General features: G+C 50.3%; 16 protein-coding genes. 15 read left to right on the top strand and 1 reads right to left on the bottom strand.

Going from position 1 to position 17,463, the window contains the following annotated elements:
* The first annotated feature begins 136 nt into the window (after positions 1-136).
* From C5610_RS11015 to phoU, 15 genes are all read left to right on the top strand, one after another.
* Entirely contained in the window at positions 137-913 is a 777-nt protein-coding gene (locus C5610_RS11015; RefSeq protein WP_105307191.1) for a DUF3450 domain-containing protein, read from the top strand.
* A gap of 12 nt (positions 914-925) precedes the next feature.
* Positions 926-2,302 carry a MotA/TolQ/ExbB proton channel family protein gene (locus C5610_RS11010; RefSeq protein ID WP_105307190.1) on the top strand — a complete coding sequence of 459 codons (1,377 nt, stop codon included), beginning with the start codon at positions 926-928 and terminating at the stop codon, positions 2,300-2,302.
* Positions 2,303-2,305: 3 nt separating this feature from the next.
* A complete protein-coding gene (locus C5610_RS11005; protein ID WP_105307189.1) occupies positions 2,306-2,836 on the top strand; it encodes a MotA/TolQ/ExbB proton channel family protein in 531 nt (176 codons plus the stop codon).
* 14 nt (positions 2,837-2,850) lie between these two features.
* Positions 2,851-3,258 (top strand): ExbD/TolR family protein, encoded by a 408-nt coding sequence (locus tag C5610_RS11000; RefSeq protein WP_105307188.1) that lies wholly within the window; start codon positions 2,851-2,853, stop codon positions 3,256-3,258.
* A 1-nt stretch (position 3,259) separates the two neighbouring features.
* Positions 3,260-3,862, top strand: a complete 603-nt coding sequence (locus C5610_RS10995; RefSeq protein ID WP_105307187.1) for an energy transducer TonB — start codon at positions 3,260-3,262, stop codon at positions 3,860-3,862.
* Between the two features lie 10 nt (positions 3,863-3,872).
* Positions 3,873-5,135 (top strand): tetratricopeptide repeat protein, encoded by a 1,263-nt coding sequence (locus C5610_RS10990; RefSeq protein WP_262339866.1) that lies wholly within the window; start codon positions 3,873-3,875, stop codon positions 5,133-5,135.
* A gap of 166 nt (positions 5,136-5,301) precedes the next feature.
* The gene (locus C5610_RS10985; protein ID WP_105307185.1) at positions 5,302-6,264 is read left to right on the top strand and encodes a porin; all 963 of its coding nucleotides are present in this window, start codon (positions 5,302-5,304) and stop codon (positions 6,262-6,264) included.
* Between the two features lie 87 nt (positions 6,265-6,351).
* Positions 6,352-7,275, top strand: a complete 924-nt coding sequence (locus tag C5610_RS10980) for an AEC family transporter (RefSeq protein ID WP_105307184.1) — start codon at positions 6,352-6,354, stop codon at positions 7,273-7,275.
* 101 nt (positions 7,276-7,376) lie between these two features.
* The gene (gene phoB / locus C5610_RS10975; protein ID WP_105307183.1) at positions 7,377-8,063 is read left to right on the top strand and encodes a phosphate regulon transcriptional regulator PhoB; all 687 of its coding nucleotides are present in this window, start codon (positions 7,377-7,379) and stop codon (positions 8,061-8,063) included.
* A 41-nt stretch (positions 8,064-8,104) separates the two neighbouring features.
* Positions 8,105-9,430 (top strand): phosphate regulon sensor histidine kinase PhoR, encoded by a 1,326-nt coding sequence (gene phoR, locus C5610_RS10970; protein ID WP_105307182.1) that lies wholly within the window; start codon positions 8,105-8,107, stop codon positions 9,428-9,430.
* A 99-nt stretch (positions 9,431-9,529) separates the two neighbouring features.
* The gene (locus C5610_RS10965) at positions 9,530-10,519 is read left to right on the top strand and encodes a PstS family phosphate ABC transporter substrate-binding protein (protein WP_105307181.1); all 990 of its coding nucleotides are present in this window, start codon (positions 9,530-9,532) and stop codon (positions 10,517-10,519) included.
* A gap of 163 nt (positions 10,520-10,682) precedes the next feature.
* On the top strand, positions 10,683-12,950 hold the full coding sequence (locus C5610_RS10960; protein WP_105307180.1) for an ABC transporter permease subunit: 2,268 nt from the start codon (positions 10,683-10,685) through the stop codon (positions 12,948-12,950).
* A 20-nt stretch (positions 12,951-12,970) separates the two neighbouring features.
* Positions 12,971-14,632: a phosphate ABC transporter permease PstA gene (gene pstA / locus C5610_RS10955; RefSeq protein ID WP_105307179.1), complete on the top strand. Its 1,662-nt coding sequence runs from the start codon at positions 12,971-12,973 to the stop codon at positions 14,630-14,632.
* Between the two features lie 28 nt (positions 14,633-14,660).
* Positions 14,661-15,479 (top strand): phosphate ABC transporter ATP-binding protein PstB, encoded by an 819-nt coding sequence (pstB, locus tag C5610_RS10950; protein WP_105307178.1) that lies wholly within the window; start codon positions 14,661-14,663, stop codon positions 15,477-15,479.
* 10 nt (positions 15,480-15,489) lie between these two features.
* Positions 15,490-16,215 (top strand): phosphate signaling complex protein PhoU, encoded by a 726-nt coding sequence (gene phoU, locus C5610_RS10945; protein ID WP_105307177.1) that lies wholly within the window; start codon positions 15,490-15,492, stop codon positions 16,213-16,215.
* Positions 16,216-16,217: 2 nt separating this feature from the next.
* Here phoU and serA read toward each other — a convergent pair whose 3' ends face one another.
* Complete coding sequence (serA, locus tag C5610_RS10940) at positions 16,218-17,453, bottom strand: phosphoglycerate dehydrogenase (protein ID WP_105307176.1); 1,236 nt, start codon at positions 17,451-17,453, stop codon at positions 16,218-16,220.
* Positions 17,454-17,463: the final 10 nt, after the last annotated feature.

The following is a 17,463-nucleotide window of genomic DNA, read 5'->3' as shown; positions in this document are numbered from 1 at the left end:
GCTAACGCAATAAAAAGGGTTGTCACAAAGCTGACATAAAGCCGTCATTAAGTTGTCACGAAAATTCACTAAAGTTGTCGCATCTCTAATTTCAGGTGGTTTACATCACCTTCATTCAAGCGAAAAGGTCCACATCATGAGGTTGTTAGCAACAGGTACCGCGTTAGCTCTCGCAGCCACATTGTCTCTACCAGCGCAGGCACAAGATCAGAGTCTTGAGCCGGTAGTTGAGAATGCCGCGGAGATAAACCAATCAGCGCGTCAGTCACAGCTGACCGTTGATAATATTGCTGAATCAATGCAAGAGCGTTTACAGCAATACAAACAGATCATGAAAGAGATTGACGGTTTACAAGTCTATACCCGTCAGTTACAGCAGCAAGTTGATAATCAACAACAGGAAATGTCTGACCTGAACGAATCCATCGATCAGGTGAGCTTTGTTGAGCGTCAGGTTACGCCGCTGATGATGCGCATGATCGAATCACTGGAAACCTTTGTTGAGCTCGATGTGCCATTTTTGGCCGAGGAACGCGAACAACGTATCAATGGACTGAAAGAGCTGATGCAACGTGCCAACGTTGAGGTATCCGAGAAATTCCGTCGGGTCATGGAAGCCTATCAAATTGAAACCGATTACGGTCGCAACATCGAAGCTTACACCGCTGAGCACTCGGTGAATGGCGGCGAAAAACAGGACGTTACCTTCCTGCGTATCGGTCGTGTAGCGCTGATTTACAAGACCCGCGACGGCCAACACTTAGGCATCTGGGACCAGCAACAACGCGAGTGGAAGCCACTCGACAGCAGTCACCTTATTGCCATCGACCAAGCCATCAGCATTGCGCGGAAACAGAAAGCGCCGGATCTGCTGATGTTACCGCTTTTAGCCAATAAAACATCAGGTCAGTAAAGGAGCCTCGCTATGTTACGTCGTTCGATGAAAAAGATAACTGCGGCTTTGGCGGCTACCTTAATGACCGCATCGGTCAGCGCAGCCCCGGCACCGCAAGAACCTATTAACCTGGATCAGTTGTTGCAACAGTTGCAGCAAGGGCAGTTTTCGCAAAGCGAAGAAAACCAGGCACGTGAAGCCCGTTTTCGCCAACAGGAAGCCCAACAAAAGCAGATCCTTGAAGACGCCATTGCACAACGCAATCAATTGGAACAGCTGGCTTCTGATCTGGAAACCGAGTTTGAAGGCAACGAAACCCAGTTGGCAAACTTAGAAGAAAACCTGACTCAGAGCATGGGCTCATTAAAAGAGTTGTTCGGTGTCTTACAACAAGTGACCAGTGATGCGTCGGGCAAATTCCAAAACTCTGTGGTATCCGCACAGTTCCCTGGCCGTGCAGAGCAGTTGACCGAATTGGCGGAGAAGATCGGCAGTTCGTCGAAGCTCCCAACCATCGAAGAAATCGAAACCGTTTGGTTTGCGCTGCAACAAGAAATGACCGAGTCCGGCAAAATCGCCGAATTTGAAGCTATGGTTACCGAAGCGGACGGTGAAAAGGAAACACAAGACGTGGTTCGTGTGGGTACCTTTAACCTTGTCGCAGACGGCAAATACCTCGAATACAACAGCACCACCGGTAATATCGCCGAATTAGTCCGTCAGCCGGCAGGGCGTTACCTGCAGTCAGCGGAATCCTTGCAAGAGGCGGATTCGGGCGTGGTGACCTTTGGTCTGGACCCAACCGGTGGTTCGATCCTGGGCTTGTTGGTGCAGGCGCCGAGTCTGAAAGAACGCGTGCAACAAGGTGGCACGGTCGGTTACATCATTTTGGCATTAGGTGTGGCCGGTCTGTTATTCGCGCTGGAGCGTTTTGTGTCGCTGATGCTTATCGGCAACAAAGTAAAACGTCAGTTGAAGAAAGAGCAGCCGAGTGCGGATAACCCACTGGGTCGTGTGATGTTAATTAAAGACAAATACCCACAAGCAGATACCGAAACGCTGGAGCTTAAACTCAGTGAGGGCATCTTGCGTGAAGTGCCTAAGATCACTCGTAACCTGACGTTCATTAAGATCATCTCGGTGGTAGCACCGCTGATGGGTCTGTTGGGTACCGTTACCGGTATGATCAACACCTTCCAGGCCATTACCTTGTTTGGTACCGGCGACCCGAAACTGATGGCCGGTGGTATCTCACAGGCGTTGGTCACAACGGTGCTGGGTCTGGTGGTTGCGATTCCAATGACCTTGTTGTTCGCGATGCTTCACACGCGCAGCAAGAACATGATCCACATCCTGCAAGAGCAAGCTTCAGGCATTATTGCGGAGCGTTCTGAGCGAGGAGCATAAGGCATGTTATTCCTCATTGAATTCAGTCACGCACTGCGTGACTTTATCGAGGCCGGCGGGCAAGTCCTGCTGGTCATCGGAATCCTCATCTTCACCATGTGGTTGATGATTCTGGAACGCATTTTCTACTTCCTTCGCGGTCATCGGGCTCGGGTAAAAGAGGCTCTGACGCGTTGGCAGCAGCGAGAAGATAAATCGTCCTGGAATGCCGAACAGATTCGGCAGGCGATGATTTCCAGAGTCGCCTTGGGGCTAGGCGGAAATTTGCCGGTCATTAAAGCCTTGGTTGCACTGTGTCCGTTACTGGGACTGATGGGAACCGTTACCGGCATGATCGAAGTATTCGACGTGATGGCGATCACCGGCACCGGTAGTGCGCGGTCGATGGCATCGGGGGTATCAAAAGCCACCATCCCGACAATGGCCGGCATGGTGGGCGCGTTGTCCGGCGTGTTTGCGGCGACCTGGCTACAGCGCACCACGCGCCGTGAAAAGATGAAGTTAGAAGACCGAATTTTACTTGAGCGTCATTAATTGGAGCGCCAACGATGAAACAGCATTTTGCCAACTTAGTGGAAGAAGAAGAAAGCCAGATTGATATGACGCCGATGCTCGACGTTGTTTTTATCATGCTGATTTTCTTCATTGTTACCGCCTCTTTCGTAAAAGAGGCTGGTATTGACGTGAACCGCCCTGATGCATCAACTGCGGTGCAGAAAAGCCGTGCCAACATTCTGGTTGCGATCAGCGAGAATAATGAAGTGTGGATAAATAAACGGCAAATCGATATTCGTGCCGTGCAAGCTAACATCGAACGTCTGTATGCGGAGAACCCGCAAGGTTCGGTGGTGATTCAAGCCGACGAACAGGCCAATACCAAGACCCTAATCGAAGTGATGGATGCGGCGCGGTCGGCTGGCGTGTTTGATGTTTCTGTAGCAACGGACGAGCAGTGATATGCGTTATTTAGCAGCGATTGTCGCCGCTGCCACCATCACTATCGGACTGTTTTATTTGATGCAGTCGTTGATCAGTGGTGGCGAGGGGGCGATGTCCGAACCGGTACGCGGCAGTGTGTTGGACTTTGTCCGCACGCCGGAGCCGGAGCAAGTTCAGGAAAAGGAGCGCAAGCCAGAGCGTCCGCCGGAACCTGAGCAGCCACCGGAAGACTTGCCGCAACCACAGATGGATAGTGACGTGGATGCGGACACCAGTGGCGGCTATGACTTTTCCGCCAATGTTGATGCCAGCGCCGATATTGGCAATGGTGCTTCATTACAGGCGTCTGACGGTGAGTACTTGCCGATTGTGAAGGTGCAGGCGACTTATCCACGGCGAGCTTTGCAGCGTGGTATTGAGGGTTTTGTGGTGGTTGAATTTACCGTCACTAAGCAAGGTACCGTGAGAGATCCGCGCGTGGTTCAGGCAGAACCGCAGGGCATATTTGAGCAAGCGGCGCTGGATGCCGTCGTTAAGTTCAAGTACAAACCTCGCGTTATTGATGGCGAACCGGTTGAAGTGGAAGGGGTTCAAAATCGCATGACGTTTGAGATGAACTAAGGAATTGGCCATGAATACGATCCTGAAGACAATGGCAATGGCCGGTGTTGCGCTGTTTATCTCCGCGCAACCCGTGCTCGCACAGCAAACTGAGCGCGTCCCGGCGTTACGTGAAAAGGTGTACAGTCAATTGGCGCGGGCGCAGACCGTCGCTGACGAACAGGGCAACGCACAAGGCATTGAAGTACTCAATGAGGTGGCGTCCCGCGCGGACAGCATGAACAGCTATGAACGAGCCATGTTGTGGAACTTTTTTGGCTTCATGTATTACGACAATGGTGATACCGCCAAAGCCATCGATTATTTCGGTAAGGTTGTTGCAGAACAACCGATTCCGGAATCACTGCAGAAAAGCACCTTGTTCAGCTTAGCGCAATTGGCATTGAGCGACGGCCAGTATGATAAGTCACTGAATTATTTAGGGCAGTGGCGGCAACTGGCTGACGCTGATGAGTTGCCCAAAGCCTGGGTGCTCGAAGCGCAGGCGATGTACCAGAACGGCCGTTACCAGGATGCTTTAGAGCCGATTCAGAAGGCCATTGCGAAAGCCGAAGACGAAGGTGATGTTGCAAAAGAAAACTGGCTGATCCTGGCTCGTGCGATTCACTACGAACTGGGCCAAACGGACGGCGTGGCGAAGATGCTGGAGAAGCTGGTGGTGAATTACAGCAAACCCGAATATTGGCTGCAACTGGCCGGTGTTTATGGGCAACTGGAAAAAAATGCCAAGCAACTGGCGGTGCTGGAAGCAGCCTATCAACAGGGCTTTGTCGAAAAACCATCCGAATTGCGTAATTTAGCGCAGGTTTATTATTTAAACGAACTGCCCTATAAAGCGGCTGAGATTATGGAACAGGGCCTAAGTAACGGCAAACTGGACAATACCCTCAGTAACCGCAAGTTTTACGCCCAGAGTCTGATGCAGGCGAAAGAGTTTGATGCTGCAATCGAAGCCTATCAGCAGGCAGCAGAGCTGGGTGATCGTGGCGACATGCTGGCGCAGGCCGCCCAACTGGCGCTGAATATTGATCGCAATGACGTTGCGCTGGAGCTTGCACAACAAGCGCTGGCGGCCGGTGAGTTAAAAAATCCGGGCAACATGTATCTGGTGCAGGGCATGGTGCATGTTAATCAAAAACAGTACCAGAAGGCCGTAGCGGCTTTCCAGTCGGCGCAGGATTATGAGGCCACCGAAGCAGCGGCATCACAGTGGGTTCGCTATGCCAAATCGCAACTGGAGTTTCAACAACAATTGGCTAACAACGACATCTAACTGACATCAAAACGTCACTTAACTGTCACATTGTCATAAAGTTGTCATAAAAAAGACATACCATGGACACAGATCAGTAATGAATCTGTAACTTGTGCTGTTATGCAGTATACTTTCAGCACAATTTAATGTTCCATTAAGTTTGCGTTTAGATAGGGTCTTTTTTATGAAACAGTTGCTTGGTTTGGTTGCATTGGCATCGGCCTTTGTACCTGCGGCGTTCGCGCAAGATAGTGATGCTCTTACCGTGTATGGACGTGCCAATGTCTCATTGCAAAGCAATGACGAAGGTAATGGCGCAGAAACGGATGTCGTCAGTAACTCATCACGCTTTGGCTTTAAAGGCTCTGCCGAGCTTGAGAATGACCTTGAAGTGTTTTACCAATTGGAGTTTGGCGTCGATCTAGCCGATTCTGAAGACGACGCCGTTACCAATCGTAATCAGGTGGTTGGTCTGCGTGGTAACTTTGGTAAAGTCATGATTGGTCGTTATGACACCTTTCTGAAGGACTCTCAGGGAAGCATTGATCAGTTCAAAGATTACGAAGCGGATTTAAAAAGTTTATTCCGTGGTGAAAACCGTGAAGATAATACCGTAACCTATTATTCTCCGGAGTTTTACAACATCAGTTTCGGCGTAACCTACGTTGCTGCAGAAACGGAAAACCAGGATGACGGTGTTTCCTTCGGGTTGTTGTACGGTGATGAAAAACTGAAAAGCACACCGGTGTATGCAGCTATCGCTATCGATCGTGATGTCGCGGGCTATGACATTGAACAACTGAGCGTGTACACCAAAGCCGGCAAGTTTAAACTGGGCGCGGCGTTGCAACAGTTTGAAAGTGTCAACGGGCTTTACGAAGGTGACGGCTACTTGTTGAGTGCGGCCTACCCTTACAATAACTGGGTATTTAAAGGTCAGTACCAGTCGCTTGATGAGAGCGGCGATACCGATGCCTCGTTCTCTTTTGGTGCTGATTATCACTTCAGCGGCGATACCCGTGTGTACACTTGGTATACCGGCCGTGACTGTGACATCGACACTTATACCAGCCGTGGTTGCGGCGGCGCAGCCGGCGTTGAACAAGATTTCTTCGCGGTGGGCATTCGCCACGACTTTTCCTGGTAATTGATACCGGTCAGGAAGTAGCCTCTTAATCCTTGAGAGGCTACACTATTCCCGTTTTTTCTTTTCAGCTACGGGAGCTAACCCGATATGACCAACCTCGTCGTACTTGGTATCTATCTGCTTATCGGGCTTGTCATCAAGCGCGCAGGTAAGTTTCCTGATAACACCGCGCAAGTGCTCAACCTGTATGTGATTTACGCTGCCTTACCCGGCGTCATCTTTACTAAAGTCCCGTCGTTGGAGTTTTCGGCTGAGTTGTTGATACCGGTTATCATTCCTTGGGTGCTGCTCGTCATCAGTGCGTCTTTGATTTATCTGCTTGGCAAGCTATTGAACTGGAGTCGCCCGATTATTGGCGCGTTACTGGTTTGCGTGCCACTGGGTAATACGTCATTTTTCGGGTTCCCGATGATCGAGGCGTTCTATGGCAGTGACGCGATCGTCTATGGCCTGTTCTATGACCAGTTTGGCTCCTTTTTCGGGTTAGCCATTTATTCAACCATTATTATCGCCCTGTTTGCCGAGAATCCACAGGGTGAGAGAACACGTCCGTCGGTGCTGGCAATTGGTAAGAAAATCCTGTTATTTCCGCCGTTCATCGCACTCGTTATCGCCTTGTTGATTAAAGATATGAGTTACCCGACCGTGTTTACGGTGCTGGTTGAATCGCTGGCGGTAACGTTGGTTCCGGTCATTATGGTGGCGGTTGGTTTTCAGTTGAAGTTTCGCCTGCCGAAAGGCAGTAAAACCCCGTTGGCTGTGGGGTTGTTTACTAAGTTAGTGGTGATGCCTGCTATTACGATTGTATTACTCTGGAGTTTTGGGTTTGACTCCCATTTGGTGCAAGTGACGGTTTTTGAAAGCGCGATGCCGCCGATGATTACGGCAGGGGCGGTTGCCATTATGGCAGGGCTGGCACCGAGTCTGTCGGCGGCGATGGTGGGTTATGGCATCTTGATCGCATTTATTACGTTGCCGCTGGTGCACCAATTATTGCAATGGTTGGCGTAAGCCGGTGAGCCAACTTATTGTCATAAAAGTGACGCGTTTTCATAAAAATGTCATATTATTTGTTAATAATTGGGACATCCAAAAAAAGCAGGAACCCATAAATGTCACGCAGAATCTTAATTGTTGAAGATGAAGCTCCCATCCGTGAGATGCTGAGTTTTGTTATGGAGCAGCATGGCTACCAGGCGGTAGAGGCCAAAGACTTTGACACTGCGGTGAGCAAAATTGCCGAGCCGTATCCTGATATGGTGTTATTGGACTGGATGCTCCCGGGTGGCTCAGGTATACAACTGGCAAAGAAAATTAAGGGTGATGACTTCACCCGCAATATTCCCATTATCATGCTGACCGCACGAGGCGAAGAAGAAGATAAGGTGAAAGGGCTGGAAGTCGGAGCCGATGACTACATCACTAAGCCATTTTCGCCAAAAGAGTTGATGGCGCGGATGCGCGCGGTGTTTCGACGCGTGGCGCCAACCGTGCTCGATGAGCCACTGGACTTTGAAGGCCTGAAATTGGACCCGGTCTCACATCGTATTTCCGCCAACGATAAAAGCATCGACATGGGGCCGACCGAGTTTAAGTTACTGCACTTTTTTATGACTCATCCGGAGCGTGTTTACAGCCGTGAACAGTTGCTGGATCATGTTTGGGGTACCAATGTCTACGTCGAAGACCGTACCGTTGATGTACACATTCGACGTTTACGTAAGGCGCTCTCAGAACATGGTTATGATCGTCTTATCCAGACCGTACGCGGTGTGGGGTATCGTTTCTCGAGCCGTTAATTGATGTCGGTTGTGGCCGAATAAAGAGGGAAGATTGCTGCATGGATCGTGATTACTCGAATTTATTCGCGCTGCGTGGACTGGTTTTATACCTGATCCCATTTTTTATTTTGGGCTGGTTAATCGGTTATCTCTGGGAAACACTGACATTGGGGCTTGCCGGCTTGGTGGTTTGGCATTATTACTACCAACAGCGGCTAACCAAATGGCTGTGGCAAAGTCGCAACCTGTTGCCGCCGACCGCGCCGGGCAGTTGGAGTTACATTTACGACGGTATTTACCGTAATCAGCGTCGCAGCCAGCACCGTCGCCGCTCGCTGGCGCGTTTGCTACGACGCTTTCGGGAAGCGGCCGAAGCGCTCCCGGATGCTGCCATTGTGTTCCGCAAAGACGGCTCACTGTTGTGGAGCAATAAGCTGGCGCAGTTCTACTTCGGCTTACGTTGGCCGGATGACGCTGGTATGCGGCTGTCCAACCTGATTCGTCATCCTGAATTTTTTTCTTACCTCAATAAAGGTGACTTCAGCGAAGCGTTGACCATTCCGTCACCGATGCGGGACAGTCTTGATATTGAGATCCGGGTGATGCCCTACAGCGACGATCAGTTTTTGCTGGTTGCCCGTGACGTAACGCAATTAAAACAATTGGAAAATATGCGCCGTGACTTTGTGGCTAATGTGTCGCATGAGTTAAAAACGCCGCTAACGGTGTTGCAGGGGTATTTGGAAATGCTCGGTGACGTCGAAAATACACCACCGGCGATGACCCAAAAAGCGCTGACGCAAATGCAGCAACAAAGTGACCGGATGAAGAATCTGGTCGATCAATTGTTGCAGTTATCACGGATGGAAACGCCCAGCCATGACGTATTTGAACACGTTGTCGATGTGCCGACGGTACTGGGCGAGTTGCGTCAGGAAGCAGAAAAGCTGTCTGCTGATAAACAACTGAAGCTGGTCTTTGATGTTGAACCCATTCGTGTGTACGGTAAAAGCGATTTGCTGCGGAGCGCCATGCAAAATCTGGTGACCAATGCGGTACGCTACACCCAGGCGGGCGGCAACATTCGTGTGACCTGGAGAAAAGTTCGTGACGAAGTGGAGTTTAGTGTCGAGGATAATGGTCCGGGCATCGAAAACGAACATATTCCGCGTTTGACAGAACGGTTTTATCGGGTCGATGCCGATCGCAACAGTGACAGTGGTGGCACCGGCTTGGGGCTTTCCATTGTGAAACAGGCACTGGAACATCATAACAGCCATTTGGAAGTGAACAGCAAGCCTGGCGCTGGCTCGCGCTTCTGGTTCCGATTGCCGGCCGGATTGATCGAAGAACGCCTGGGTAAAGCGAAATCACAAAAGCGTTAAAAATCTGTCATATTTGTCATCAAACTGTCACATTACTGACCTACACTTAACAGCATCGAATCGAACCATCCTTGCGATGCTCACAGAGAGGTGAACAGTATGTTCAAATCACTTAAAACGTTAAGTAAGTCTTTTTCCGTTGTTGCTTTGGCCGGCGGTGTAGCATTTAGTGGCGCTGTTGCCGCTAACACCGATGACTTGCCAGAGTATCAGAAAGTTTCAGGACTTTCGGGTAACTTATCTTCAGTTGGTTCAGATACCCTGGCTAACATGATGACCTTTTGGGGTGAAGAATTTAAACGCATGTATCCAAGCGTTAACATTCAAATTCAGGCGGCAGGTTCTTCGACGGCGCCACCAGCCCTAACCGAAGGAACATCAAGCTTCGGACCTATGAGCCGGGCGATGAAGTCAAAAGAAATCGAAGCGTTTGAAAAGCGCCATGGCTACAAGCCAACGGCGGTCCGTGTGGCTATCGACGCACTGGCGGTGTTTGTTCATAAAGATAACCCGATTGAAGGTTTGTCGATTACTGAAGTCGACGCGATTTTCTCGTCAACCCGTAAGTGTGGTGCCAATCAGCAGGTTAATCGCTGGGGTGACTTAGGTCTTGAAGGTGACTGGGCAAACCGCGATCTGCAATTGTATGGTCGTAACTCGGTATCAGGTACCTACGGTTACTTTAAAGAAGTCGGCTTATGTGACGGCGACTTCCGTTCGAACGTTAATGAACAGCCTGGTTCGGCATCGGTGGTACAGTCTGTATCAACCTCATTGAATGCCATCGGTTACTCAGGCATTGGCTACGTAACTTCTGGTGTGAAAGCTGTGCCAATCGCGAAAGGTGACGGCGACGACTTTATCGCCGCGTCTCGTGAAAACGCGCTGGCTGGTCAATACCCACTGGCTCGCTTCCTCTACGTTTATGTTAATAAGCACCCAAACAAGCCATTGGGTAAAGCGGAAGCTGAGTTCATGAAGATGATTCTTTCTAAGCAAGGTCAGGATATCGTCAACAAAGACGGTTACATTGGTCTGCCGAAAGCGGTTGTTGAAGCTGAACTTAAAAAGCTGGGCTTAAGCCACTAATAGGTAAGTATGAGCAAGCCGGCAGTCTGCTATAGACTGCCGGCTTTTTGTATTTTTACAGTTTGGTGAAGAAAATATGACAGCATTGTAACAGTACTGTCATAAAACTTTACTAAACTAGGTACAGTTAATTTGTAGTCACTTTAAGAAGCTTGAGGTCACAATGGCAACACAATCTGCCCAGCAGTTATCGGCCAATAGGATTCGATTACTGAAAGACCGTTTTGCCCGTTATGGCGTTACCGCCGGCGGTGTGATGGTCTTGGTCGCTCTGCTTTTGATCTTCTTTTACCTGCTTTACGTGGTACAACCGATTTTTGAATCGGTCAGCCTTAAAAAAGTAAACAGCTTCACGCTACCAGAATCAGGTCAGGTTGAAGCCGTGGGGATGGAAGAGCAAGCGGAAATTGGTTATCGCTTTTTGCGCGATGGCGAACTGCAGTTTTTCTCATTGATTGATAAAAACGAACGTCAGTCAGGCGATATTTTATTACGCGAAAGCTTTGCTCAGCCCGAGCAAATCAGCAGTTTTGCTCGCACTCTGCCGGTTAACCATCAGTACGCCTACGGTTTAACCACTGGTGAAGCCGTTGTTGTTGAACCGAAATTCTCAGTGACGTTTCCGCAAACCGTTGCCACCGCTGCGACAGACCGCGTTGAGCGGGTCATTACGCCGCGCATCGAGGTTAAAAATAACGGTGAGCCATTGCTGATCGATGAGCAGCAACGAGCGTTGCAGAAACTGGCCTACGAGACCGATGGCGAAGGTATGTTATTTGCTGCAGCGGTTGAGCAAAACACGTTGCTGATCACGCACTTCGTTGCTGAAGAAAACTTCATGACCGGAGCCGTCACGTTAACGCCAAATTACACGGAAATCCCACTTAACAGCGCGATTGATAACATCGTTGTCACACCGGACTTGCGTCAGGTGTTGGTGCGCCGTGGGAACCGCGTCCATGTGTTTGATATTTCGATAAGCGGTACGGTCAGTGAACGCGAGTTGTTGCCGATGCGCACCCGTGAGTTGGGTAACGCAACCGGCATGTATTTGTTGGCCGGCGCTTCGTCGATTCTGCTCACGCATGACAGTGGTAAAGTATCACAGTGGTTCGAAGTACCGGGTGATGAGGGTCGTCAGTATCAATACATCCGTAGCTTTGATGCAGGCTCACCGGTCACCAGTATCGAAGTGGAATATTATCGCCGTACCTTCTACACCTTGTCAGAAAACGGCGACATGAATATTTTCCACACCACGTCCGAGGCCGATCTGTTCCAGGGGCAGCCTACCGAGTCACGTATCGAACGGGTAATGGTTGATCCGCGGGCGAATTATTTGTTGATGAAAACAGCCGATGGTTACGGTCTGTTTGATGTCGACAATGAACACCCGGAAGTGACCTGGAGTGGTTTGTGGCAGGAAGTTTGGTATGAGGGCTACCCAGAGCCAGAGTATACCTGGCAGTCAACGTCTGGTTCCGATGACTTTGAATCAAAATTCAGCCTCGTGCCGATTTCCTTCGGTACCATAAAGGCAGCGGCTTATGCGATGCTGTTCGCGGTACCTATTGGTCTGGCTGCGGCAGTATATACTGCTTACTTCATGTCTCCTTCGGTGCGTAAGTTTGTTAAGCCAACCGTAGAAATCATGGAAGCGCTACCCACGGTTATTCTTGGCTTTCTTGCCGGGTTGTGGCTGGCACCGTTAGTGGAGGCCTATTTACCCGGATTTATTGCGGTCTTGGTGTTGATGCCGCTGGCAGTTATCGCAATGGCGGCCATCTGGAGCCAGATGCCAACCAACATTAAGAACAAAGTTCATGACGGTCGTGCCGCGCTGCTGTTGATACCGGTAGTAATGCTGACGGGCTGGCTGTCGTTCGAAATCAGTCCGTGGATCGAGCAAGTGCTGTTCGACGGCGACGCGCGTCGATACATTACCAATGAACTGGGCGTCACCTTTGACCAGCGTAACTCACTGGTCGTGGGTATCGCGATGGGCTTTGCGGTGATTCCGACCATCTTCTCGATTGCCGAAGATGCGGTATTCAGTGTGCCTAAGCATTTGTCCAACGGCTCGCTGGCGCTTGGCGCAACACCATGGCAAACGCTGACCAAGGTCGTATTACTGACCGCCAGCCCGGGTATTTTCTCCGCGGTAATGATGGGCTTAGGCCGTGCTGTTGGTGAAACCATGATCGTATTAATGGCGACCGGTAATACGCCAATTATGGACTGGAACATTTTCGAAGGTATGCGCACGCTGTCGGCAAACATCGCCGTGGAAATGCCCGAATCAGAGGTGGGTAGTTCACACTATCGCATTCTGTTCCTGGCGGCCTTCGTGTTGTTTATTTTCACCTTCTTCTTTAACACCATTGCTGAATTTGTGCGCCAACGCTTGCGCGACAAATACAGCTCAATGTAATCCGGACTTGAGGTTTAACAATGAATAAGTGGTTTAGAACCGGCAAACCCTGGATTTGGTTAACCGCAGGCGCTGTCAGTGTCAGTCTTATCGCGGTCATTGGGCTGGTCATCATGATTGGTTGGCGCGGGCTGTCTTTCTTCTGGCCATCCGCCATTCATGAAATGGATGTACTGCAGGCTGACGGTAGCACCAAGCACATCATCGGTGAAGTCTATGACACCGAAACCGTGCCGACGACCCGTTTGCCGCAGTCGATGATTGACCTGGCGCAAATCGAGTCAGAGACGGTCACCCGTTACCTGATGAAAATCGGTAACCGCGAGTACGTACCTCTTGATTTTACCTGGGTACTGGAGTCGCTGGTTTCTGAGGACACAACGCCGGCTGACTTAGCTGTGATTGAGCGCAGTAAAGACGGCAATTTTTATGGCCGGATTACGGCGCTGACTGAAAATGGCGAAGTGATTGCGCGTCAAGGCGATGCCGACTTTCGTGAGTTGATGTACCAACGGGTAGAGCGTGCGGTAGAACTGAACCTGCAAGCCATGGGCTTGCAGGAAGGCGAGATTTCTTCCATTAACTACCAGCTCAATGAGCTGGAACTGGAACGCCGCCGTCTGCAACTGGACGATCAGCTAACGGAGCAAGCCATTGCTGACTTGCAAGCTCAGCGTGAACAACTGAATGCGGATTATCAGGTTTACGAAAAAGAGCTGTTTGAACTGCGTGAGCAGGCGCAGCGTGATGCCTTGTTGGTGAAAGACTTCCGTGGTGAAGAGGTAAAAGTACCTATGTATCGGGTGTTAGACGTTAACTTCCCGAACGATATGGGCTTTTTCGCCAAGCTGGCTCACTTCTTCCAGCAACTGGGCAAGTTCGTCAGCGAGGATCCTCGTGAAGCCAACACCGAGGGCGGGGTCTTCCCGGCCATTTTCGGTACCGTGTTCATGGTATTGTTAATGTCGGTTATCGTGACGCCTTTTGGTGTCGTAGCAGCGGTCTATCTGCATGAATACGCGGGCAAAAACTCGATCACTAAGTTAATCCGTATTGCTGTGATTAACCTCGCCGGTGTACCGTCTATCGTTTATGGTGTATTCGGCTTAGGCTTCTTCGTCTACATGGTGGGTGGTAGCCTTGACCAAATCTTTTATCCGGAGGCACTGCCGAACCCAACCTTCGGTACCCCGGGCGTATTATGGTCAGCGGTGACGCTGGCGATTCTGACGCTGCCGGTGGTGATAGTATCCACCGAGGAAGGTTTGGCGCGAATTCCGAGTACCTTACGCGAAGGCTCGCTGGCACTGGGTGCAACCAAGTGGGAAACCATTTGGCGTATCATCATTCCGATGGCATCACCGGCGATCATGACCGGTCTGATTCTGGCGGTCGCCCGTGCTGCGGGTGAGGTGGCACCACTGATGTTGGTGGGTGTGGTTAAGTCGGCACCGATGTTACCGGTCGATGGTAACTTCCCGTACTTCCACTTGGATCGTAAATTTATGCACCTGGGCTTCCACATTTACGACGTAGGCTTCCAAAGCCCGAACGTCGAAGCGGCTCGCCCGTTGGTTTATGCAACCTCGTTCTTGTTGATCACGGTTATCGTGGGACTTAACTTAACGGCTATTGGTGTGCGTAACCACTTACGTGAAAAATATCGTTCGCTTGAACACTAAGTTTGAATTGTCGAGAAGGTTTTAAATTATGATTTCGGTAAATCCGACTACAACTAACGCAGAAAAGCTGGATCTGGCCAACCTGGCGCCAGAGCAGACGGCATTGAGCATCAAGAACCTCGACCTGTTCTACGGAGAGGATCAAGCGTTGTACGATATCTCAATGCACGTACCTAAAAACCGTGTTACCGCATTTATCGGTCCTTCCGGTTGTGGTAAGTCAACGTTACTTCGCTGCATCAACCGCATGAACGATTTGGTTGAGATTTGTAAAGTAAAAGGCGATATTGAGCTGCACGGCAAGAATATTTACGACAAAGACGTCGACGTAGCAGCGCTGCGCCGTCGTATCGGTATGGTATTCCAGCGTCCTAACCCATTCCCGAAATCCATTTATGAGAATGTGGTTTACGGCCTGCGTCTGCAGGGGGTTAAAGATCGCCGCGTACTTGACGAAGCGGTAGAAACATCGTTACGTGGCGCGGCATTATGGGACGAAGTGAAAGATCGTCTGAACGCAAGTGCGTTCAGCCTGTCGGGTGGTCAGCAGCAACGTCTGGTCATTGCCCGTTCGATTGCGATTGAACCGGAAATCCTGCTGCTGGACGAACCAACGTCGGCACTGGATCCGATTTCAACGCTGACGATTGAAGAGCTCATCACCGATCTGAAAAAGAAATTTACCGTGGTGATTGTTACGCATAATATGCAACAGGCTGCCCGGGTTTCTGACCAAACCGCGTTTTTGTATATGGGTAAACTGATCGAGTACGCTGATACCGACACCTTGTTTACCACGCCGTCAGAGAAGCAGACAGAAGACTATATTACAGGTCGTTACGGTTAAGGAGACAGTGATGGACAAAATGAATATGGGGAAGCACATTTCCGGTAAGTTTAATGAAGAGCTGGAAGCTGTCCGTAACCGTGTGCTCAGTATGGGCGGAATGGTTGAGCAACAGATCAGCGACGCCCTTGAAGCGATTCAAAAGGCGGATGTTGAGTTGGCTGAGAAAGTGCTCAACAGCGACCACAAAATTAATAAACTGGAAGTGCAAATTGACGAAGAGTGCGTGCACATTATTGCCAAGCGCCAACCGGCCGCCAGTGACTTACGGTTGGTGATTGCCATCATCAAAACCATTGCTGATTTAGAGCGCATTGGTGATGAGGCCGAACGCATTGCTAAAGTGGCGAAAGAGAGCTTCAGCAAAGATCAGGAGCAGTTGCTGGTGAGCCTGGAGAATCTCGGTCTGCACGTATTGAGTATGTTGCGCAAAGTGCTGGATGCTTTTGCCCGCATGGATCTTGAAGCGGCATACGAAGTGCACCAGCAGGATGAGCAGGCGGATCGCCAATACGAGGCGCTGACGCGTCAACTGATGACCTACATGATGGAAGATTCACGTTCGATTCCAAAAATCATGGACGTATTGTGGTCAGCACGCTCGCTCGAGCGCATGGGAGACCGTTGTCAGAACATCGCCGAGTACATCATCTTCTTTGTTAAAGGCAAAGACGTGCGCCATGTTTCAGCTGAAAGCATGCAACGCACGGTGATGGGTAACAAAAAACCAGATTAACGTCAGAATAATTGCCGGGCGCGAATCGTGCCCGGTATCTGCTTCATCCGCGCTAAAATTTCACTGCCATTATCACTGTCGATATCCATGACCACATAGCCGACACTCTCGTCGGTCTGTAAGTATTGCCCTGCCACGTTAATGTGATACTCACTTAAGATACCGTTGATGGCATTCAACATGCCAGGCTGGTTTTTGTGAATGTGTAACAGTCGGCGGGTGGTGTCGTGCGTTGGCAGGCTGACTTCCGGAAAGTTAACCGCGGACAGGGTCGAGCCATTGTCTGAGTAACGAACCAATTTGCCGGCCACTTCGGTACCGATATTTTCTTGAGCTTCCATGGTCGAACCGCCAATATGCGGTGTCAGCAGACAGTTATCGATACCCCGCAGCGGTGAAATAAATTCCTCGTTATTTCCTTTCGGTTCAACCGGGAATACATCAATCGCTGCACCGGCTAAATGGCCGCCCTGCAGAGCCGCTGCCAAGGCATCAATATCAACCACGGTACCGCGTGAGGCATTGATGAATAAGCTGTTGGCCTTCATCCGGGTAAACTGACGTACGCCCATCATCATTTGTGTCTGCTCGGTTTCGGGCACATGTAAGGTGACAATATCCGCCTGACTGAGCAAATCATCCAGCGTGTGAACCGGCTGTGCATTGCCCAGCGGCAATTTGTCTTCAATATCGTAGTATATGATCTGCATACCGAGTTGTTCAGCCAGCACACTGAGCTGACTGCCGATATGGCCATAACCGACAATCCCTAAGGTCTTTCCGCGTGCTTCGTAGGCGTTTTTCGCCGATTTTAACCAGCCGCCACGATGTGCTGAGGCGTTCTTGGCCGGAATGCCGCGTAACAACATGATGATCTCGGCCAGGACCAGTTCGGCAACACTGCGGGTATTTGAGAATGGCGCATTAAAAACCACCACGCCGTGGCGTTTTGCCGCTGCCAGATCAACTTGATTGGTACCGATACAAAAGCAGCCAACCGCGATCAGTTTTTCAGCGGCGGCAAAGACGGCCTCGCTCAGTTGAGTACGCGAGCGAATGCCGACAATATGCACATCTTTAATTTTCTCAATCAATTCGTCATCGGACAATGAATGAGGCAGGATTTCCAGGTTCGTGTAACCCTGTCGTTCGAACAGGCGCACGGCACTGTGGTGTACGCCTTCAAGCAGCAGAACCTTTATTTTATCTTTTGGCAGAGATTGTTTTATTGCAGTCATTGTTATTCTT

Source organism: Idiomarina sp. OT37-5b (assembly GCF_002968395.1).
GTDB classification, from domain to species: Bacteria; Pseudomonadota; Gammaproteobacteria; order Enterobacterales; family Alteromonadaceae; genus Idiomarina; species Idiomarina aquatica.
Note: the sequence above shows the minus strand (reverse complement) of the source record. Positions and strands in the feature narration are given on the sequence as shown.